Consider the following 19974-nt stretch of genomic DNA (forward strand, 5'->3'; position numbering starts at 1 on the left):
GCTGATTACTCCTTGCCGTCACGTACAATCAGTTGAATTTTGGTCGGGTTGTAGGCATTACATGGGTTGTTCAGTTGTGGGCAGTTAGAAATCAGCACGATGAGATCCATCTCTGCTTGAATTTCAACATATTTACCCGGCGCCGATATTCCATCGTCAAACTTGAGATGCCCATCACTGCTCACAGGAACATTCATAAAGAAGTTAATATTCGGCCCAATATGACGAACATTCAGTCCATGCTTTTTCGCAATTGGGTGCAAAGCTAAAGCTGTCATAAAGTTATTGCGACAGCTGTGCATCGGAAATGTGTCGTGTGCATAACGTACGGTGTTACTCTCACATGAACAAGCACCGCCTAAGGTGTCATGGCGACCACAGTTATCATCATGGATCGTGGCGATTTTGTTGCCATAGTTGGTATATAGAGCTGTGCCTTTTTCGAGATAAATCTGCTGGTTAATGGCTAGAGTATCGGTTGCGCTGTAACGTTCTTCAGGATTGCTCGCAGAAATCAATAAAGTATCGACTGCTTGGTTGCCTTCGAGGTCAATAATGCGGAAATATTGCCCTTTCTGGACTTCACACATCCATGCCTCACCCGCTGGACAGACTTCATTTAAAACGGTTAGATCAAATGCTTGTAAACTGGTCATGCGTATTCTCCTCGGGCTTAAGCAGCATCAAATGCGTAATAACGTGCGTTGTTTTGATAACCGCGTTGGTTTTGTGGGCATGAATCACGACAGACATCGTGTACTGCTAAAGCGGAGGCTTTAAATAAGCGCATTTGAATATCGGCAGGCTGATACTTTGTTGCTTGACTCAAACTATGTGGCGCGGCAGATAAGAACACCAGACAGTCCATCTCAAAACGCAATTCAATAGTTTGATGGGTATTATCGACATCGATATAAGATAAGTTGCCTGCATCATCAGGGCGAACTTTAGAGAATAGGTTGACCGTAGCTGACAGGTCGGCTTGACCTAATGAGAACTTGGTCATTTCAAGTAACAGGCTGTCGCGTCCACTCCGATACATCTCATTTCGTGCATCTTGAAAGGTTTGAGTGCCGAATTGTTTTTGGATCTGTTCTGTGCGACTCGGACCACATAAGGCATCATTCCAACCATGATCATCATGAACAATTGAAGCCATAACCCGACCTAAGTCCGAATACAACACATGCCCTGTACTTAGAAATGCCGTATGTTGTGCCTTTAGGCTATCTGGCATATTAAAACGTTCGAGCTTATCTTCGCTGTTGACACAGAAAAGAGAAACGTTGGCTTGTGCCCCCAAGGCTTTAAACTGTAAGACTGTGCCGCGTTGAATACGTCCAGACCAGTGATTCCCACCCGGTAAAAGTTCAGTCCATAGTGCTTTATCGTCGTGATAAGTTATTGTGCTCATGCGCCTCTGCCTAAATCGTAACTGTTTACCTCCCGGGCTTTTATCCCTCCGTGTAGCTCTTTCGAACCGTGAACTCTCGGTCGCAGACATACATAAAATAGATATGTATCGGAACCCTAGATCACTCTTTCAGATTAGACGATGCAAAGGCTGTGCCAATTTAGTATTACGATTTTTAAACTTCGTAATACTATTTATGTGCAATAAATGGGCACTTTAGATTTCAAGCACGTATATTTTCGCTATGCGCACTAAAAAGCATCAAATTTTAAGAATTACTTCATTAAAATTTCATGGAACATGTGACGCAGCCACTGATGACTGGTTTTGTGATGACAAGACATATGCCAATACTGTTTCACCCCATAACTTGGGAAGGCAATTGGTGCATTGAAGATCTTTAAATTACCACGTGAAAGCAGCACTTCACTTAAATAATACGGGACTGTCGCAATTGCATCGGTTTCTTGTACCACCAAGCCGACGCCTAAATAGCTCGGTAAACGCATTAAAATGTCACGTTTTAGTTCTAAATTGAGCAGTTCGTTTTCAATATGATAATGTCCCATGCCCGCATCAATATCGATATGTGACTCAGCCAAGTACTGTGCTGTGCTGATACTGTCACCTGTCAAACGCGGATGGTCTTTGGCTGCAATCACCACATAATACTGCTCAAACAATTGCTGTTGATAAAAGCCATTTTCCAGTTGAGGTAAAAAACCCAGCGCCAAATCAATCTCGCCGTTTGCCATCTGATAACTGGTTTCAGAGGTGATTGGACGGATATTCAGACGAATATGCGGCGCATGTTTTTTTAAGTATTGCGAAATTTTCGGCAACAGCACCAAATGCGAAACATCGGTCATGGCCAAAGAAAACTGTTGCTGTGAAGTGGCTTGGTCAAAATCAATCGTAAAGTTATTGATGATTTCAACCTTGTTTAAAGCCTCACTGACCAATGGAAATAACTGTTTCGACAGCTCAGTCGGCACCATTTCATTGCCAATCCGTAAAAATAACGGATCATTATAATGTTGGCGAATTTTATTCAGAATGTTACTCACCGTCGGTTGACTCATTTCTAAATGATCAGCCGCCAGTGACACACTTTTAAACTTATAAACGTAAAAAAAGATACTGAGTAATTTACAGTCCAGTTCAAACACGAAAAAAATGTTCCTTATATGTATGGTGATGGTAGACGATCCATCATCTACCCATTATAGCGATGATCCAATGCTCAAAACTTACTTTTATAAGCATCTAGGTCTAATATCAGACGTTTCAGCAATAAAAGTACATTAATTATACTTTTAGCTGTACTGAACAATCGATGCTTTCCCTGAAAATTTATGTCGCATGATCTGCATGTATTTTACATAACAAAAAAGGCCCAAATCAATCGAACCTTTGATGAAATCAACCATGCCGAATTATAGCTATTTAAAGTATTTTCTTCACAGGCATAGCTATGAATATTACAGTTTTAGTTCAGCAGCTCGACGGCAATAGCAGTCGCCTCACCACCACCAATACATAAAGCAGCTACACCCTTTTTCCCACCAGTACGTTTCAAGGCATGCAGTAAAGTCACGATAATACGTGAACCAGATGAACCCAATGGATGACCAAGTGCACAAGCGCCACCATTCACATTGACTTTTGCAGGGTCTAAATGAAAACCATCAATTGCAAGCATTGTGACCATCGCAAACGCTTCATTGACTTCCCACAGATCTACATCACTCGCAGACCAACCTGCTTTGACTAAAACTTTCTCAATGGCACCTACAGGGGCAATGGTGAACTCAGATGGATGCTGGGAATTACTTGCATAAGCCACAACTTTTGCCAATGGCTTAAGACCACGTGCGTCAGCAACTTCGGATGAAGTTACAACCAGTGCCGAAGCACCATCCGAAATAGAGCTTGAATTTGCCGCGGTAATCGTGCCGTCTTTTTTAAATGCCGGACGTAAAGTTGGAATTTTATCCACTTTGGCATTGAGCGGCTGTTCATCTTGATCAACCACAACATCGCCTTTACGGCTACTCACCGTCACAGGTACGATTTCATCTTTAAAGAAACCACCTTGAATCGCAGCAACGGCTTTATTTAAAGAACCAATGGCATACTGATCCTGCTGCTCACGGGTATAGGCTTTTTTATCTGCCATTTCTTGAGCAAGTACACCCATCGACAGACCTGTTTCAGCATCTTCTAAACCTTCTTGGAACATGTGATCAGTGGTTTTACCATGTCCCATACGGTAGCCCGCGCGTGCTTTTTCAAGTAAGTACGGCGCATTTGACATCGACTCCATACCACCGGCCACCACAATTTCAGCTGAGCCCGCTTTAATCGCATCAGCCGCTTGCATGACGGCTTTCATACCAGAGCCGCAAATTTTATTGATGGTTGTTGCACCCGTTGAGTCAGGTAGACCCGCCATACGCATTGCTTGACGTGCAGGGCCTTGTTTTAAACCTGCTGGAAGTACGCAACCAAAGATCACTTCATCCACATCGGTTGGTTGTAGGCCAGAACGGTTTAACACTTCTCTAATTGTCACCGCACCAAGTTCAGGCGCGGTACAGCTCGACAGTGAACCTTGAAAACCACCCATTGCTGTACGTACACCGTCTACAATAACAATCATTTTCTATTTCATCCTTTTTTGCGTTTTATTTGCTTTTAGCCCAATTAAGAGACTTAAAAACATTCCCTATCTATTTTTTCATATTACAAAAGGGTTAATCGTTTCAGATCTTATTTTAATGTTTTTCATAGTGCTACCGTCTCAAAGCGAGTCATCTATAAAGACATTAAAATAAACACACGTGAATAAGACATCGATCCATACGACAGATGATCTATTTATCAACCCGCACTGCATTCGAGGCTTGAGCACTAAAGGTTCTCGTCTCTAAGAACACAGTGGCTATACTGACAATAGTGTAAAAATCACGAAAAAGGAATGCAATGGCCCAAATTTGATCTCTAGAGATCAAATTTATTGACAACGAAATGCGAAAATGCACCTGTATTTATTTCTATTGTTGAACAAGTGGATATTTTTAAAACGATTGTAGTAATATCCAAGACCTTAGTTGCATTTTCATTTTCAACCAAGTTCAATAGCCTCTCTATAGTTCTCATGGAATACACTGGAATAAGCCAATGACTTCAGTACGCCAACAAAATTTTCTATTACGCAAAGAGAAAATTTTAGCCATGGCTGAGACTTTATTATTAGACAATAATCAAGACATCACCTTAAGCGAATTAGCAACGGAACTCGATATTGCGAAGGGTACGATCTACAAGCATTTCAAAAGTAAAAATCAACTTTATCTAGAGCTGATTATCTTGAATGAAACTCGCCTGCTAGAGATTTCTCAAAAGCATAACAATGATATTAAAACGTATGTTTCCGAATACATGCTTTATAATATGTTGAACTCGAACCGTACGATTTTACTGCACGTTATTGAAGAACGTTTAACCAATAATGAACGTAAACTCAAAGAACTTTTTGAGAAGCTCTATCAAATACGTGAACAACGTATTATCGAAATTAAAGACATGACCTCTGACTATTTAAAGTCTTTAGACAGTGCAATGTCCATTCGTGATTATTTATCTTATGTATGGACAGTGACCTATGGTGCGTCATTGTTACTCAATTCAACGCATTATCAAAAATCAATCGGTTCACGTGAGCGTCTGATTAAACTATATGTCAACCAAGCCCTCATGACACCCGATAAAATTTCACACGCAGCCCTTTAAAACTTCTAAACGGCATAAAAAAAGCTAAACATTTTATGTTTAGCTTTTTTTCATACAGTAAATTAGTCTACGGAAATATCTTCAAACAAAACTGAAGATAAATAACGTTCACCACCGTCAGGTAAAATCACTACAATGGTTTTACCTGCATTTTCAGGGCGTGCTGCAAGTTCAGCTGCTGCTGCCATCGCGGCACCACTTGAAATACCCACCAAAATACCTTCTTGACTTGCTGTTTTACGCGCCCAATCAATTGCTGTTGCTGCATCAATTGGCATCACTTCATCGACCAAATCAAGGTCTAAGTTTTTAGGAATAAAGTTAGCGCCAATACCCTGTATCTTATGTGGTCCAGGCGTCAAAGCTTCGCCACGTTTGGTTTGACCAATAATCGGCGATTCAGCAGGTTCTACCGCAACTGAATACAGGGCTTGTTTTTTTACTTTTTCAAAATAACTTGAAATCCCTGAAATCGTACCACCTGTCCCCACACCTGCAACTAAAATATCAACTTTACCACCTGTTGCATCCCAAATTTCTGGGCCAGTAGTTGCTTCATGAATAGCTGGGTTTGCTGGGTTTTCAAACTGTTGTGGCAAAAAATAGGTTTCTGGATTTTTATCCAACAAACGCTGTGCTTCTTCTACCGCACCACGCATGCCTTTTGCAGGGTCGGTGAGAACCAAGTTCGCGCCCAAAGCTTTCATCACCTTGCGGCGTTCGATACTCATGCTTGATGGCATAGTCAGGGTTAACGCATAACCTTTTGCAGCAGCAACAAATGCCAAAGCAATGCCTGTATTGCCACTGGTTGGTTCGACAATATGCATTCCCGCTTTCAGCACACCGCGTGCTTCCGCATCCGCAATCAGCGCAGCCCCAATACGACATTTTACTGAAAATGCAGGGTTACGGCTTTCAACTTTGGCTAAAACGGTGGCTGGACTTTGTATAATTCGGTTAATACGAACCAATGGTGTGTTACCAATCGCTTCTGCATTATTACTATAAACCGCTATCCCTAAATTATTAGGCGTTGGAAAAGCTGAGTCAGTACTCATACCAATGTTTCCTATGTTGTTTTTAATGATCCACTCATTATCATACCCTGATTTTTAAATGCAAACTGACATTTGGTCGGGCTTATGTTTTTATTTGATAAATAAATCAATTAAACAGAAAAAGCATGAGTTTTCCCATGCTTTTCTCCCGCGCGACCAGCTTAAACGAGCCTTACACTATTCCACTTTTCTAACTGTGTAACGGCCGCGCTAAAATCTACTTGTCCAGCCTGTTCTCGATCTGTTTTTAAGAACAGTTCTTGTGTCACTTGAAAAACAGGTGTTTTCATCTGTCCTTCTTCGGCCAGATCCATCGCAATACCAATGTCTTTTTGCAACAGGTTTAAAGCAAATGTTTTTTGAAAAGTGCGGCTCAAAACTTTTTGCGCCATCACCGTTTCAGACATGGTACTTTTGCCACTGGAGTGATTAATACAACTCAATGCTCCAGCCAAGTCAACGCCTCGATTCTTCAAAATAGATAAACCTTCAGACAGTGCCCATAAATGCGTTGCCATGAGCGTATTGTTCACCGCCTTAACCGCAAAGCCTGCACCACTTTTCCCGACGTATTTAATCAGCCCAGAAAATGCCTGAATAATAGGTTTTGCCCTTTCAAATCCAGCGATATTACCACCCACCATAACCGTCAAAGTACCGCGTTCAGCACCGATGGTTTGACCTGAAACAGGTGCATCTAAGTAAGTCACACCACGTGCTGCCAAATCAGTGGAAATTCGCTGCGCAGACTCAGGTACGCCACTGGTACAATCCACCCATAAACTTCCAGATTTGGGTGGATGTAACGCAATTAAAGCTTCAACGTCTGCACTGGTCGGTAAGCATGAAAATATCACATCGGCTTGCATCGCTTGTTGAAATTCAACCTGCAAAGTACCGAAGGTTTGCGCATGTGAAGACGCTTTTTCCGCTGTGCGATTCCACACCCAAACAGGATAACCCAGTTTTGGCAAATGGGAGGCCATGTGCCAACCCATTGCCCCAAGTCCTATAAATGCAATATTTAGACTCAAAACGTACTCCTAACTGTGTGCAATAGTGCTATTGATTTGATCGTCCGACTTTTCTACGACTGGCTCTTTCTCACTGCCTCGATTCAAGAAAAGATTAAGTAGAATGGCTGCTAGTGTTGCAGTGCCAATACCACCTAGGTCAAAACTCCCTATTTGTAAGCTGTAATTACCAGTTCCCATAATCAGACACACTGCACCAATCATTAAAGTACTGTTCTTGGTAAAATCAATTTTGTTATCGACCCAAATTTTTGCGCCAGCAACGGTAATCAAACCAAAAACCACAATGGATGCGCCACCCAAGAGTGCAACGGGAATTGTACTAATCACTGCGCCAAACTTAGGTGAAAGCCCTAGTAAAATCGCAAATACACCTGCAAAAACAAAGATTGTGGTTGAATAAACTTTAGTAACTGCCATCACCCCAATGTTTTCAGCATAGGTGGTCATCCCTGTGCCACCAACCGAAGCAGAGAGTGTGGTACATACCCCATCTGCAAAGAAACCGCGTCCCATATAATGAGACAAATTTTTCCCAGTCATCGCCGACACAGCTTTGAAATGTCCTAAGTTTTCAGCCACCAAAATAATCGCAACGGGTGCAATCAACATCATGGCGTTTACATCAAAGGTTGGTCTGTGGAAAGTTGGCAAACCAAACCATGCTGCTTGACCAACTTTTGCAAAGTCAATTGCAGTGCCAAAACCCATGACATTCGTGAGTAAGAAATAAATAAAATAGGATGCAACCAAGCCTAAAAGTAGCAGTAAACGGCGCACCATACCTTTGGTAAATACCGCAATGACACTGATACAAATAATCGTGATTAACGCCATCCAAGAGTCAAACTGATTGGCTGACACACTTTTGATCGCAACTGGTGCGAGGTGTAGGCCAATAATCATTACGATGGCGCCTGTCACAATAGGTGGCATCAACTTTTCAATCCATGCCGTACCAGTACGTATCACAACTAAACCGATTAACGCGTACAGCACTCCACACGCAATGGTTCCACCCAGTGCTAAAGAAAGATTTGGGTTTGCTCCAACACCTGTATAACCCGTAACTGCAACCACTGCTCCAATGAAGGCAAAGCTTGACCCCAAATAACTTGGCATACGTCCACCGGTCATGAGGAAGAAGAGTATCGTACCAATGCCTGTAATGAAGATCGTTAGATTCGGATCAAAGCCCATCAACAATGGGGCAAGTACGGTTGCGCCGAACATGGCAAAAGCATGTTGCAACCCCAAAATAATGCTTTTTCCTGCGGGTAAGTATTCATCTGTTTGCACAGGCGTTGTATCTAAATCGCCTTGATAAGGCTTAAATTTTGGAAACCACGATTCTTTTGTTTGCATGGGTTTCCCCTCCTTGTAAAAGTAGGAATTTTTGAATTAGCACATTGGTAATGGCTCACAGTAACCACGGTTAAAATACATCAGCGCATTTAGTCCATAACTTTGCTTCATGGCTTTGACTTGGCAAAACAGCACATCATGACTACCCACAGACATGGTCTGTACCACTTCACAATCAAAACTCACCAAGGCATCCTCCAAGACCGGTGCATTGGTTAACAGTGTGGACCATGTGCCCTGAGCAAAACGTTCAAGCATTGGAGTTTTACCTCCAAACAGATTAGATAAGTGTTGTTGCTGACTCGACAACGTATTCACACATAACACTTGATTGCTTTTAAATGTCTCAAACACAGAGGATGCACGGTTTAAACACACCAACAACGTTGGCGGTGTATCGGTCACACTACATACTGCCGATGCCGTAAAGCCTGCCTGACCAGCCCTCCCATCTGTTGTAATCACATTGACCGCAGCCCCTAGATTCGCCATACCTTGACGAAACGTGTGTTGATCCAAGATTGCCTCTGGTGCTTTATGATTCAGCATGGTTTCAACTTGATCTTGATTCATCAATTTTGCATTCATCGTATTCTCCATGCCCTAAAAAAATCGTATATCAGGGCATTAAAATTTGATTATTCCACTTAAGCCACATGTGCAACCGAAGCGATTTCAACCAAAGCCTCTGGCTTGACCAGTCCAGTCTGTACGCAATAGCGTGCAGGTTTATCGTTTGGAAAATACTCGGCATATACAGCATTAATCGCGCCATAATCGGCCCAATCTTTCACAAAGACATGATTAAAAGTGACGTCATCCATTGTGCCACCTGCCGTTGCAAGAACTCGTTTAATGATTTCTAAAATATGTCGAGTCTGTGCTGCTGCATCACCAACGTGAACGACGTTGTTATGTTCATCAAAGGCCAAGGTGCCTGATACATAAACGATATTGTCAGCCTTAGTTGCAGGTACAAATGGTGCAAGTGGTTTCGCTGTGCCTTCTGGCACAATAATTTCTTTAGGCATGAGATTTTCTCTATCTTTCGTATGTATGACTTATGCAGTTTTTGCCAGTGTTTGACTGCTTGATGTTTGAAAGGTGTTCGCAAAACTTTGTGTATCAGACACCCAACCAAAAAAGGTTTTGATGTTATAGAGACTTGCTTCTTGCGCCTCGATAGGCCCAGCTTGATAGCACGCATCTTTAAGAGCGATTCCAAAATACTCCAAGAAAAAACCATCCCTTAAAGTTGACTCGACACAGACATTGGTCGCAATACCGACAAAAACTAAATTTCGGATTCCTCGCACCCGCAACATACTGTCCAACGCAGTATTAAAGAATCCACTATAACGAGGCTTTTCTATAACTAAATCTTGTGGTTCAGGCTTGAGTGCATCAATCAACTCAAAATCCCAACCACCTTTTGCCAGTAGTTTTCCCTGCAGCTCTGGATTTTTGCGCATGGTTTTTAAAGCATTCGACTTATGGAAGTTTGGTGAATCACCCCCTCCTGCTTCACGGTACTGGTCATCCCAACCATTTTTAAAGTAAATCACCTGAATGCCAGCTGCATGTGCAGCAGTAATGGTTTTTTGAATGTTTTCAACCACAGGTTTGGTTTTAGATACATCAAACCCGGCCAAGTCCAAATAGCCACCTACTGAGGTATAGGCATTTTGCATATCAATCACAATCAATGCCGTGTGTTCAGGTGCTAAAGCAATATGTTCAGGTTCTGCTTTTAATGTTTTTGCTTGCAGACTTTGTTTAGTAAATTCTGTACAGACTATAGAGTCATTCATGCGCTTTTCTCCAAAACAACGCGTGGCGCATCCGCTTCAACCACGATATGTTCACGGCATTTCATCAAAGGTTGTATACGCTGACCAAAGTCTTCGACCCCTTGTACAAAGTCATCAAAGGTAAGTAAAATACCTTCAGTCCCCTGAATTTCACTAATTTCATCCAACATTTGTGCAACATGTTCAAACGAACCGACTAAAGTTCCCATATTGATATTCACAGGCGAAACCGAAGATGCCATTTGGCGAATATTGGTATCTGTTCCAGATTTGGTATCTTTACCTCCTTGGTTGATCAGCCAATTAATCGCCTCCATATCCGCACCAGCGTTATATGTTTGCCATTTCGCATGCGCCTCTTCATCGGTTTCTGCAGCAATCACCATAAACAACACATAGGTTTGCACGTCACGCCCTGTTTTATCGGTTTGCTGTTTTAAACGCTCATTGATCTCTGCATAAGCTGTCGGTGTATTCAGCCCTTTACCGAAAACAAAGTTGTAATCGGCATATTTGGCAGAAAACTCAAGCCCTGTATCAGACTGACCCGCACAAATTATTTTCATATCCGCTTGTGGACGCGGACTCACACGGCAGTCATGCATAGTAAAATGCTCTCCTTTAAAATCTGAACGACCTGTCGCCCAGAGTTCACGCAAAATTTCTACATATTCAGAAAGATATTCATAGCGCTGTGCAAAATACTCATCTCCTGGCCACATCCCCATTTGCGTATATTCGGGTGCTTGCCAGCCTGTCACGACATTTAAACCAAAACGACCATTTGAAATAGAATCAATGGTTGACGCCATACGTGCCACAATTGCAGGCGGCATCACCAACGTCGCTGCTGTTGCATAGATTTGGATTTTACTGGTCACCGCAGCGAGCCCAGCCATCAAGGTAAATGTTTCTAGGTTATGATCCCAAAACTCTGTTTTCCCGCCAAAGCCACGCAGTTTGATCATCGACAAAGCAAAGTCAAAACCATAATACTCAGCACGTTGAACAATTTTTTTATTTAGTTCAAATGAAGGCATGTACTGTGGCGCGTTTTCCGAAAGCAGCCAGCCATTATTTCCAATTGGACAAAATACACCTATTTTCATCTCATTCATCCTCTACACTTATTTCATTATTTGCAGAACATCAAAGGCTAAATACAGCAAGACTTTTGACCTTTAGTTTGATAAAAATATATTTGCACAAGCCATGCCAACTATTATTTATTGTTATTTTTCAATATATTAAATAATTTTACTTAATTTTATTTTTTACCAAAAAGTAAAATTAGTTTTTATTTCATGCACTATCTCTGTGAGGAGTGATCAATGATTGTGCGATAAATGATCCAAACTAGAATTTTTATATTTTTAGCCTAAATAAAAAAGGTGTATAGATTTCAAAACCTATACACCTTCACTTTATAAAGAAAAATTAAACAATCGATAATCTAAACTAAACTTTCCTGCCCTGTTAAAAAGCCCAACATTTCTTTATTCATCAGTACTGTTTCGGTTACAGTCGCTGCATGAGCGCCCTGCTTTAAAAGAGTCAACTGTGCATGCGGAAACAACCCTTTTAGGTTTTGTGAGCGTTGGTAAGGCACAAGGAAATCATCTTGGTTTGCAATCAAATGCATCGGTATATTCTGCAAAGCGGCTCGTATCTCCTCGCTCAGTTGAAAGTTCATTAATGCACTTAGCCGTCGCAATACATTTTCATGCGGTGGAAAGTTTTGAATTTGAAACTGTTCTTGCTTTTGAATACTTTCTATATTTTCTGAAATCCAAGCTGGCGGATATAAAAACAAGGCCTGTGCTTTGACATAAGCTTCAGTGCCTGCACATGTTAAAAGATTAATTCGGGTTTCAAAGCATTTATAGGTATGCGCATCTAACGTGTCCCAACCATTTAAAATCGTGATTGACAACATCTGATACTCGGTCGATTGGCACAAGTAGGCTAACTCCGCACCAATAAAACCACCTAGTGCATGACCGATAAAATGAAAGCGTCGAATATGTTGTTGCTTTAAAATCAGCAAAAGCTGCTGCCTCAAATCGCGTATGCAATAATCTGGTTTTAATAATGTACTGCTTTCATGGCAACCTTCTTGATCGTAAGTTAGGACATGAAATTTGGTTTGCAGGTCTTGAATTTGTGGCTGCCAAAACTGCGCATGTCCACCTAAACCTGATGACAAAACCACATATTCAGCATCTTCTATATGGGATGGAAAAATTTGTACATTCATCTCAAAGTTTACTTTTTGGTCAAAAATATTATCTAGCAATAATTATGCCTTTTAATAAATGTTTGTATTTTTTAAATTTATAATGAATTTTTTAAAAAGCTCTGTAATTATGATTTTAATGCCCTCTATATGATAAAATATTCAAAGCTTATTATAAATAATCATAAAGAATGAGTTTTTGATTTAAAAAATCGACTTAAATTATATAAATATCTAGAACTTAAGTAACATTTTGAATAACTAATTTTGATGTAAATATTAAGTATATATAACTTTAGCTAATATTTTATTTCACTAAAAGCCATGCATATTGGACTTGAAAAGACAGCATTATGAACTGCTTGGTTTTATACTAAGCGCACAGTTGTTTTGTTTTATGAGTAGGTTTTAAATGAACACAGGACTTGAAATAACGTCTATGCGCGACTCTGCTGAAGTTGTTGTGAGTATTTTAAAATCTCTAGCCAATACTGATCGTTTATTAATTTTGTGTCATTTGTCGCAACAAGAACTTAATGTTTCTCAAATTGAAGAAATTACCGACATCAAACAGCCGACTCTTTCTCAACAATTAATGATGTTACGTAAAAGTGATGTGGTAAATACGCGCCGTGATGGTAAGCAAATTTATTACTCCATTAAAGATGAACGCATGATTGAAGTTTTAAATACTTTGTATAGCTTGTACTGCCCAAAACCACGTCTCTAAACCAAATTACTGCTATATTTTCTGTGCTCTGAAAACGAATGCTAAGACTTCTTAGCATTTTTTATGCATAATATATCTAAATTTGTGATTTAGATTTTTTTATGTCTGATTGGAATCGTCGTCTAAGCCATTATCTACCCGCATGGCAATGGCTCAAGAACTATGACACGCCTACGTTTAAGTCAGATTTACTTGCATCTTTTATCGTCATTGCCATGTTGGTTCCTCAAGGCATGGCCTATGCCATGTTGGCAGGCTTACCACCAATCACTGGGCTATATGCCAGCATTATCCCAATGATTATTTATGCCATCGTTGGCGGCAGCCCTACACTTTCTATTGGCCCTGTTGCCATCATTTCGATGATGACCTTTGCGACTTTGAGCTCAATGTTTGAAGTTGGTTCACCAGTTTATATACAAGCGGCATGTTTATTAGCCCTAATGGTCGGTGTCATTTCCCTGCTGTTGGGTTTATTTCGCTTTGGTTTCCTCATCCAACTGATTAGCCACCCCGTCATCCAAAGTTTCATTATTGCGTCTGCTTTGCTGATTGCGTTGGGTCAGTTGAAGTTTATTGTCGATCTGCCTTTAAAAGCCAATAATATCCCCGAGTTTGTGGTAAGTGTTTGGCAATACATCAGTTTGACTCATATAGGTACGCTGCTGTTTGGACTGTGCGCAATCGTATTTTTAATTTATGTACCAAAGCTGCTGAATACTAATACCTTAAAAGGTTGGTTCGGATCGACCGTATTACTTTCGCGTACCATTCCTTTATTTTTAGTGGTTGCCTCGATTGCCTTGGTCTATTTTTTCCAACTGCAAACGCTTGGAATTAAAACCGTCGGAATCATTCCATCTGGTATGCCTCCACTCGATATGCCGTATTGGAACTGGACTTTAGTTCTGCAACTTTTGCCAGGTGCGACCATGATCGCGATGATCAGTTTTGTTGAATCACTTTCCATTGCTCAAGCCACTGCTTTACAAAACCGAAGTCAACTTAATAGCAACCAAGAACTTATCGCTTTGGGGCTAGCCAATATCAGTGCAGGTTTCAGTTCGGCCTTTCCTGTAACAGGCAGCCTTTCTCGTACTGTCGTTAATGCAGATGCAGGCGCTCAGACCCCTATGGCTGGCGTCCTCTCTTCGCTGTTGATTATTGTAGTGAGCTTATACTTTACAGGTTTCTTTCAGGATCTTCCTTTAGCTATTTTGGCTGCAACAATTATCGTCTCCATATGGAAACTTGTGGACTTTAAACCCTTCATCGAAGCATGGAAGTATTCCAAAGCAGATGGTATCGCGATGTGGATTACCTTTTTTGGTGTTGTCTGTATCGATATTTCAACTGGCCTGATCATTGGCATGATCTCAACCTTTATTTTGTTGCTTTGGCGGATTAGCCGACCACATATTGCTGTGATTGGCTTGGTCGAGGGGACTCAACATTTTCGCAATGTTGAACGCCATCAAGTTCAGACGACGGCACAAGTACTGTCAATGCGTATAGATGAAAGCCTAACCTTCTTAAATGCCAACATATTGAAAGGCGAGCTGATCAATGCCGTGAGCCAACAACCTGAGTTAGCTCATGTCGTGATTAATTGTTCCAGTGTGAGCAGTATCGACTTGAGTGCTTTAGAAATGCTGGAAGATATTAATCTAGAATTGGCCAAGCAAAACATTCAGCTGCATTTGTCCGAAGTTAAAGGCCCTGTGATGGATAGACTGCAAAGCTCAAAGCTATTGAAACATTTGAGTGGGAATGTCTTTTTAACTCACTATCAAGCCATTCAGACCCTTTCACCTCAGCTGCTTAAAACTTCATAAGAGACTGAATGTCTGCTTGTACTTTTTCAATTTAGTGAGAAATATCAAGCAGGCATTTATGATAAAAATCCATTAAATATGTCGTTTTTATGAATTAAAATGAATAATAAAAACTGGAATTACAATAACTTAATTTTTATATTTAAATATTTTTCAGTCAGTTAGCAAATTAGGTATAAAATGGCGCACTTAAAATCCGTATTTTGTCCTCGTAATTTCAACAAGGCGCCTCTATGTTTTCTGTTTTAGCGCGAATGAGTCTAGTTACTCGAATTATTATTGCCATTATTTTGGGTATTGGTGTAGCCTTTGTTTTCCCAGGCGTTGCACCTTATTTGAGCCTGCTAGGCGACTTATTTATTAAAGCGTTAAAATCTGTCGCGCCTGTACTTGTATTTGTCTTGGTTCTTGCTTCTATTGCAAATTTTAAAGTAGGTCATAGTGCGAATTTACGTCCTATCATCATCATGTATGCCGTGGGTATGCTACTGGCTGCTTTTTCAGCAGTTGCTGTCAGCATCGCTTTCCCAAGTACTTTGTTCTTAAACTTACCTGCGAATACTGACTTACAACCACCAAGTAGCTTGATTGAAATCTTTAAGAACCTACTGCTGAGCTTTATTGCTAACCCTGTAACTGCCATTAGTGAAGCAAACTTCATTGGTATTTTAGCGTGGGCTGTGGCCTTGGGTGCTGCATTCCGTCATGCCAAAGACTCAACCAAAGACTTACTCAATGATACTGCACACGCAGTAAATAGCGTGATTCGTTTGGTGATTAACTTTGCGCCTATCGGTATTTTCGGTCTAGTGGCGGTAACCTTTGCAGAAACAGGTTTAAGCACATTAGCAAGCTATGCACACTTATTGGCGGTCTTACTCGGCACAATGGCTTTCGTTGCCTTAGTCATCAACCCGCTTATGGTTGCTGTGGTAACACGTAGCAATCCATATCCTTTGGTATTTCAGTGTTTACGTGAAAGTGGTATCACTGCTTTCTTCACGCGAAGTTCTGCTGCGAACATTCCTGTGAACTTAGATCTTGCAAAACGTTTGGGTGTGCCTGAATCTACAGCAAGCGTAGCCATTCCACTCGGTGCGACCATTAACATGGCGGGTGCTTCAGTAACTATTACTGTGCTTACACTGGCAGCAGTCAATACACTAGGTCTTAATGTTGACTTTACCACCATGATGATTTTATCTGTGCTTGCAACAGTTTCAGCATGTGGTGCTTCTGGTGTCGCAGGTGGTTCTTTGCTGTTGATCCCTGTTGCGTGTGGACTGTTTGGTATTTCATCTGATATTTCAATGCAAGTGGTTGCAATTGGTATGGTGATTAGCGTACTACAAGACTCTACTGAAACCGCATTGAACTCATCAACTGACGTATTATTTACTGCAGCAGTTGACCGCGCTTCAAAATAATATATTGTAGAATCAGTATATTATTTCTTTTTTGAAGTTATGCCATTTCAACACTTACCACTTTGGATTCAACTGGGGGCATTCTTTCTTGCAGTCAATGCAGGAATGATTAATGTCTTAGGACTGGTGACTGTTTTACACCAGTCTGTTTCCCATATGACTGGTAATGTAAGTGTTTTGGCGATGTCGCTTGTACACTGGCAACCCGAAAGCATTTTATATTTGCTATTAGTAACTGTCTGCTATGTCATCGGTTCATTTTATAGCGGTGTAATTCTGGGAAATAGTCACTTTCGATTGGGACGCCGCTATGGCGTACCACTCACGTTAGTGGCTTTTTTTATTTTTCTGTGTTGGTTCTTTCTGCCTTATTTTCCACGCTATGCTTTACTCTGGGCCTGTGTCGCAATGGGTGTGCAAAATGCCATGGTGAGCCATTATAAAGGCACCATCATTCGCACTACACATTTATCGGGTGTTCTTACCGATCTCGGCTTAGCGCTTGGTTATCGTGTGCGCGGACTCGTGGTTGAGCGTCGGCGTGTAGTTTTACATCTTTTGATTTTAAGTGGCTTTTTGATCGGCGGACTCTGTGCAAGTTGGATGTATCCCTATTTAAAACTCAATTCTTTTTTAGTTCCAACAGCATTCAGCTTGATCCTTAGTGTTGTATATTGGATCATTTACTTTCGTTATCGTCGTTTTTAAACGCAGTTGTGGAATTCGCTATGGTAAAAAATGCATTACAGGCTCAGTTACTCAAAGCCGGTTTAGTTGACAACAAAAAGGCCAAAAAACTTTCTAAACAAGCAGTGCATGAGCAAAGAACAGGTCAAAGCAGTGAAGCTGAGATCAAGGCAAAAATTGCACAAGACAAACAGCAAAAACAGGCCAAAGATCAAGCTATTGAACTTGAGAAGAAAGCGATATTGCAAGAAAAAGAGCTCAAAGCGACGATCATTCAAATGATCACGCAGCATAAAATCAGGGATACCGATGGTGACGTGGCCTATCAGTTTATTGACGATGGCAAAATCAAAAAACAATATATCAATCAACAAATTTATAATGCCTTGGTTGCTGGTAGCCTCGTGATTGCACGGGATCATGAAAGTTATGCCTTCTTACCTAAAGCTTTAGCTGATCGTATTAATGCCAAACTTGAAGGCTTTATTATCGTAAATACCTCAGAGAAAAATGAGGCAGTCACAGATGAGGAAGATCCATACGCTGCGTACGTGATCCCTGATGATCTCATGTGGTAATTTGAACCATCAGAAGCTTCCTTATTGGAAGCTTCTTTTTTCCTAGTTCATTATAAAACTAATTTACCACTCCACTGATCTGACATATCCCGCGACCATCAACGAGCTATACTTCACGAAATCCAAATAATGACTTAAAAGCTGAATCTAAGAGAGTAAATAAACAAGTCGTTGATAACATGTATAAACTTAGTGACACAATTTGCTTAATTCGTATAGCTGATTACAATATTTGCAGTGTTTTAATCAAAAGAAGATCGCATTTTGGATAATTTTCATTTCATACAGAGTTTAAAAGACTGGTCAGATCAGTATCCTTGGATCGAAATGCTGACAGGATTCTGCATACTTATTCTAGTGGCTATACTGGCGTATATTATTGCCAAGCATGTTGTCGTTCGTGGTATTCGGCATCTCATCACTAAGCTAAAATTTGCCAATCACGACATCATGTCACAGCATAGCGTGATTCGTCGAATTGCGAACATTGTCCCAGCAATCGTCATTATGAATGGTATCGTCACCGTTCCTCACCTGTCTGCGAAAATGGTCAGCTTTGTCCAAATGGCGGCACAGGCCTTTATTTTCTTAACCATTGCGCTCGCGATTGGTGAATTACTGAATATCTTCAATTTGGTTTATCAACGCAATCCGAAGTCTAGAAATAAGCCCATCAAAGGCTATTTACAGCTGATCAAACTGATTATTTTCATCGTTTGTGGTTTGATGATCTTAGGAACTTTCCTGAAAAAAGATGTCTTCACCTTGCTAGCGGGCTTCGGCGCTATGGCAGCAGTGCTGATGTTGGTCTTCCAAAACACCATTTTGTCTTTGGTGGCTTCTGTTCAGATTTCATCCTATGACATGGTGCGTATTGGAGATTGGATTGAAATGCCATCCCTGAATGCAGACGGTGATGTCATTGATATGTCATTACATACCATCACCGTACAGAACTTTGATAAAACCTTTACCACAATTCCAACCAACAAATTGGTCACTGATACTTTTAAAAACTGGCGGGGTATGTCACAGGCAGGCGTACGTCGTATCAAACGCTCACTTTATATTGACCAAAGTAGCGTTCACTTTATGTCTGAAGCAGAACAAAGCAAACTTAAAGAGTTTTTATTATTAGACCAATATCTAGATCACAAGAGTACAGAGCTGATTGAGTTTAATCAGAAATTGAGCAATACATCTCCTTGTAATCAGCGACGTTTAACCAATATTGGGACCTTCCGTACGTATGTTGAGCTGTACCTTAATCAGCATCCGAACATTTCAAAACACCAATCTTTAATCGTACGTCAGTTACAACCGACTGAAAAAGGCTTGCCACTGGAAATTTATGCATTTAGCAATCAAATTGCATGGAAAGACTATGAAGCAATTCAGTCGGATATTTTCGATCATTTGATTGCCATTCTTCCCGAATTTGGTCTCAAAATTTACCAAGCACCATCGGGATATGACATGCAAATCGCAATGTCAAACCCGTAATTTTTTCACTTTGGTATGCTAAAACCACTCTAGTTTTAGCATACTAAGGTCTTAAAAACGAAGAATAGGCATTTTAATATACGTTCTAAATCACCAACTCTAGAATAAAAATTATGAAAATACATAACATTAGTTTTTCAACAACTGTGTTATTTACCTTGTGTATTATGCAAGTTAATTATGTGATTATTTACATGAAATATACCTCAATATCACAATATCAACCTTTTCTCTTCATTAAATTAGCCACTCCTTTTCACTTTGTAAGACTTTCTAAAATGAATACTTTAAATAAATCTTTATGTGCTGCCCTTTTAGCTGTAGTAGCGACATCTTCTTTTGCAGCAGAAACTCAAGTTGTAGAAACCACTCAAGCTGCTGTTGCAACTGAAAATGCAGCACCTGCTTCAGAAGCCGCTGCATCTGATTCGGTTGCGACATCAGAAGCTCAAGCAAACTAATGCTTTAAGTATCTTGGGGATTCATTTGGTTGGATTC

General features: G+C 40.6%; 20 protein-coding genes and 1 riboswitch. Of the genes, 8 read left to right on the forward strand and 12 right to left on the reverse strand.

Annotated features, from left to right (window positions below; translation table 11 throughout):
* Positions 1-5 precede the first annotated feature (5 nt).
* The 4 genes from MN200_RS08540 to MN200_RS08555 form a co-directional block, all read right to left on the reverse strand.
* On the reverse strand, positions 6-656 hold the full coding sequence (locus MN200_RS08540) for an urea amidolyase associated protein UAAP2 (RefSeq protein WP_242759172.1): 651 nt from the start codon (positions 654-656) through the stop codon (positions 6-8).
* Between the two features lie 17 nt (positions 657-673).
* Positions 674-1414: an urea amidolyase associated protein UAAP1 gene (locus MN200_RS08545; protein ID WP_242759174.1), complete on the reverse strand. Its 741-nt coding sequence runs from the start codon at positions 1412-1414 to the stop codon at positions 674-676.
* Positions 1415-1441: 27 nt separating this feature from the next.
* Positions 1442-1545: riboswitch (guanidine-I (ykkC/yxkD leader) on the reverse strand.
* Positions 1546-1689: 144 nt separating this feature from the next.
* Entirely contained in the window at positions 1690-2583 is an 894-nt protein-coding gene (locus MN200_RS08550) for a LysR substrate-binding domain-containing protein (RefSeq protein ID WP_004979763.1), read from the reverse strand.
* A 320-nt stretch (positions 2584-2903) separates the two neighbouring features.
* The gene (locus MN200_RS08555) at positions 2904-4076 is read right to left on the reverse strand and encodes a thiolase family protein (RefSeq protein WP_242759176.1); all 1173 of its coding nucleotides are present in this window, start codon (positions 4074-4076) and stop codon (positions 2904-2906) included.
* 521 nt (positions 4077-4597) lie between these two features.
* On the opposite strand from MN200_RS08555, the gene MN200_RS08560 reads away from it, so the two are divergent.
* Positions 4598-5209: a TetR/AcrR family transcriptional regulator gene (locus MN200_RS08560; protein WP_004693224.1), complete on the forward strand. Its 612-nt coding sequence runs from the start codon at positions 4598-4600 to the stop codon at positions 5207-5209.
* A gap of 62 nt (positions 5210-5271) precedes the next feature.
* Here MN200_RS08560 and cysK read toward each other — a convergent pair whose 3' ends face one another.
* The 8 genes from cysK to rutD form a co-directional block, all read right to left on the reverse strand.
* Positions 5272-6270, reverse strand: a complete 999-nt coding sequence (gene cysK / locus MN200_RS08565; protein WP_151837005.1) for a cysteine synthase A — start codon at positions 6268-6270, stop codon at positions 5272-5274.
* Positions 6271-6431: 161 nt separating this feature from the next.
* Entirely contained in the window at positions 6432-7268 is an 837-nt protein-coding gene (locus MN200_RS08570; RefSeq protein WP_242760518.1) for an NAD-binding protein, read from the reverse strand.
* 45 nt (positions 7269-7313) lie between these two features.
* The gene (gene rutG / locus MN200_RS08575) at positions 7314-8669 is read right to left on the reverse strand and encodes a pyrimidine utilization transport protein G (protein ID WP_058869573.1); all 1356 of its coding nucleotides are present in this window, start codon (positions 8667-8669) and stop codon (positions 7314-7316) included.
* 36 nt (positions 8670-8705) lie between these two features.
* The gene (gene rutF, locus MN200_RS08580) at positions 8706-9242 is read right to left on the reverse strand and encodes an NADH-dependent FMN reductase RutF (protein WP_227509209.1); all 537 of its coding nucleotides are present in this window, start codon (positions 9240-9242) and stop codon (positions 8706-8708) included.
* 74 nt (positions 9243-9316) lie between these two features.
* Positions 9317-9700 (reverse strand): pyrimidine utilization protein C, encoded by a 384-nt coding sequence (rutC, locus tag MN200_RS08585; protein WP_058869571.1) that lies wholly within the window; start codon positions 9698-9700, stop codon positions 9317-9319.
* Between the two features lie 30 nt (positions 9701-9730).
* A complete protein-coding gene (gene rutB / locus MN200_RS08590) occupies positions 9731-10480 on the reverse strand; it encodes a pyrimidine utilization protein B (protein WP_058869570.1) in 750 nt (249 codons plus the stop codon).
* A complete protein-coding gene (gene rutA / locus MN200_RS08595; protein WP_058869569.1) occupies positions 10477-11589 on the reverse strand; it encodes a pyrimidine utilization protein A in 1113 nt (370 codons plus the stop codon). The genes rutB and rutA overlap by 4 nt, the downstream gene beginning before the upstream one ends.
* A gap of 344 nt (positions 11590-11933) precedes the next feature.
* A complete protein-coding gene (gene rutD / locus MN200_RS08600; protein WP_058869588.1) occupies positions 11934-12737 on the reverse strand; it encodes a pyrimidine utilization protein D in 804 nt (267 codons plus the stop codon).
* 391 nt (positions 12738-13128) lie between these two features.
* On the opposite strand from rutD, the gene MN200_RS08605 reads away from it, so the two are divergent.
* From MN200_RS08605 to MN200_RS08635, 7 genes are all read left to right on the forward strand, one after another.
* Positions 13129-13446: a metalloregulator ArsR/SmtB family transcription factor gene (locus MN200_RS08605; protein WP_004693230.1), complete on the forward strand. Its 318-nt coding sequence runs from the start codon at positions 13129-13131 to the stop codon at positions 13444-13446.
* Between the two features lie 101 nt (positions 13447-13547).
* Positions 13548-15281: a sulfate permease gene (gene sulP, locus MN200_RS08610; RefSeq protein WP_058869568.1), complete on the forward strand. Its 1734-nt coding sequence runs from the start codon at positions 13548-13550 to the stop codon at positions 15279-15281.
* A 233-nt stretch (positions 15282-15514) separates the two neighbouring features.
* Positions 15515-16708: a serine/threonine transporter SstT gene (gene sstT / locus MN200_RS08615; RefSeq protein WP_058869567.1), complete on the forward strand. Its 1194-nt coding sequence runs from the start codon at positions 15515-15517 to the stop codon at positions 16706-16708.
* 39 nt (positions 16709-16747) lie between these two features.
* A complete protein-coding gene (locus MN200_RS08620) occupies positions 16748-17416 on the forward strand; it encodes a YoaK family protein (RefSeq protein ID WP_058869566.1) in 669 nt (222 codons plus the stop codon).
* Positions 17417-17436: 20 nt separating this feature from the next.
* Positions 17437-17973 (forward strand): DUF2058 domain-containing protein, encoded by a 537-nt coding sequence (locus tag MN200_RS08625; RefSeq protein ID WP_005399509.1) that lies wholly within the window; start codon positions 17437-17439, stop codon positions 17971-17973.
* 264 nt (positions 17974-18237) lie between these two features.
* Entirely contained in the window at positions 18238-19476 is a 1239-nt protein-coding gene (locus MN200_RS08630; RefSeq protein WP_058869564.1) for a mechanosensitive ion channel domain-containing protein, read from the forward strand.
* A gap of 113 nt (positions 19477-19589) precedes the next feature.
* Entirely contained in the window at positions 19590-19937 is a 348-nt protein-coding gene (locus MN200_RS08635; protein ID WP_162788934.1) for a hypothetical protein, read from the forward strand.
* Positions 19938-19974 lie beyond the last annotated feature (37 nt).

The sequence above is a fragment of the Acinetobacter sp. LUNF3 genome (assembly GCF_022699605.1).
In the GTDB taxonomy this organism is placed as follows: domain Bacteria; phylum Pseudomonadota; class Gammaproteobacteria; order Pseudomonadales; family Moraxellaceae; genus Acinetobacter; species Acinetobacter johnsonii.

Bases quoted from the DNA above. Each gene is read 5' to 3' on its own strand.
- MN200_RS08540 (WP_242759172.1), bottom strand. From the start codon at position 656: ATGACCAGTTTACAAGCATTTGATCTAACCGTTTTAAATGAAGTCTGT.
- MN200_RS08620 (WP_058869566.1), top strand. From the start codon at position 16,748: ATGCCATTTCAACACTTACCACTTTGGATTCAACTGGGGGCATTCTTT.
- MN200_RS08635 (WP_162788934.1), top strand. From the start codon at position 19,590: ATGAAAATACATAACATTAGTTTTTCAACAACTGTGTTATTTACCTTG.
- rutG (WP_058869573.1), bottom strand. From the start codon at position 8,669: ATGCAAACAAAAGAATCGTGGTTTCCAAAATTTAAGCCTTATCAAGGC.
- MN200_RS08625 (WP_005399509.1), top strand. From the start codon at position 17,437: ATGGTAAAAAATGCATTACAGGCTCAGTTACTCAAAGCCGGTTTAGTT.
- cysK (WP_151837005.1), bottom strand. From the start codon at position 6,270: ATGAGTACTGACTCAGCTTTTCCAACGCCTAATAATTTAGGGATAGCG.
- sulP (WP_058869568.1), top strand. From the start codon at position 13,548: ATGTCTGATTGGAATCGTCGTCTAAGCCATTATCTACCCGCATGGCAA.
- MN200_RS08560 (WP_004693224.1), top strand. From the start codon at position 4,598: ATGACTTCAGTACGCCAACAAAATTTTCTATTACGCAAAGAGAAAATT.
- MN200_RS08570 (WP_242760518.1), bottom strand. From the start codon at position 7,268: ATGGGTTGGCACATGGCCTCCCATTTGCCAAAACTGGGTTATCCTGTT.
- rutA (WP_058869569.1), bottom strand. From the start codon at position 11,589: ATGAAAATAGGTGTATTTTGTCCAATTGGAAATAATGGCTGGCTGCTT.
- rutB (WP_058869570.1), bottom strand. From the start codon at position 10,480: ATGAATGACTCTATAGTCTGTACAGAATTTACTAAACAAAGTCTGCAA.
- rutF (WP_227509209.1), bottom strand. From the start codon at position 9,242: ATGAATCAAGATCAAGTTGAAACCATGCTGAATCATAAAGCACCAGAG.
- MN200_RS08545 (WP_242759174.1), bottom strand. From the start codon at position 1,414: ATGAGCACAATAACTTATCACGACGATAAAGCACTATGGACTGAACTT.
- MN200_RS08555 (WP_242759176.1), bottom strand. From the start codon at position 4,076: ATGATTGTTATTGTAGACGGTGTACGTACAGCAATGGGTGGTTTTCAA.
- rutD (WP_058869588.1), bottom strand. From the start codon at position 12,737: ATGAATGTACAAATTTTTCCATCCCATATAGAAGATGCTGAATATGTG.
- MN200_RS08605 (WP_004693230.1), top strand. From the start codon at position 13,129: ATGAACACAGGACTTGAAATAACGTCTATGCGCGACTCTGCTGAAGTT.
- rutC (WP_058869571.1), bottom strand. From the start codon at position 9,700: ATGCCTAAAGAAATTATTGTGCCAGAAGGCACAGCGAAACCACTTGCA.
- sstT (WP_058869567.1), top strand. From the start codon at position 15,515: ATGTTTTCTGTTTTAGCGCGAATGAGTCTAGTTACTCGAATTATTATT.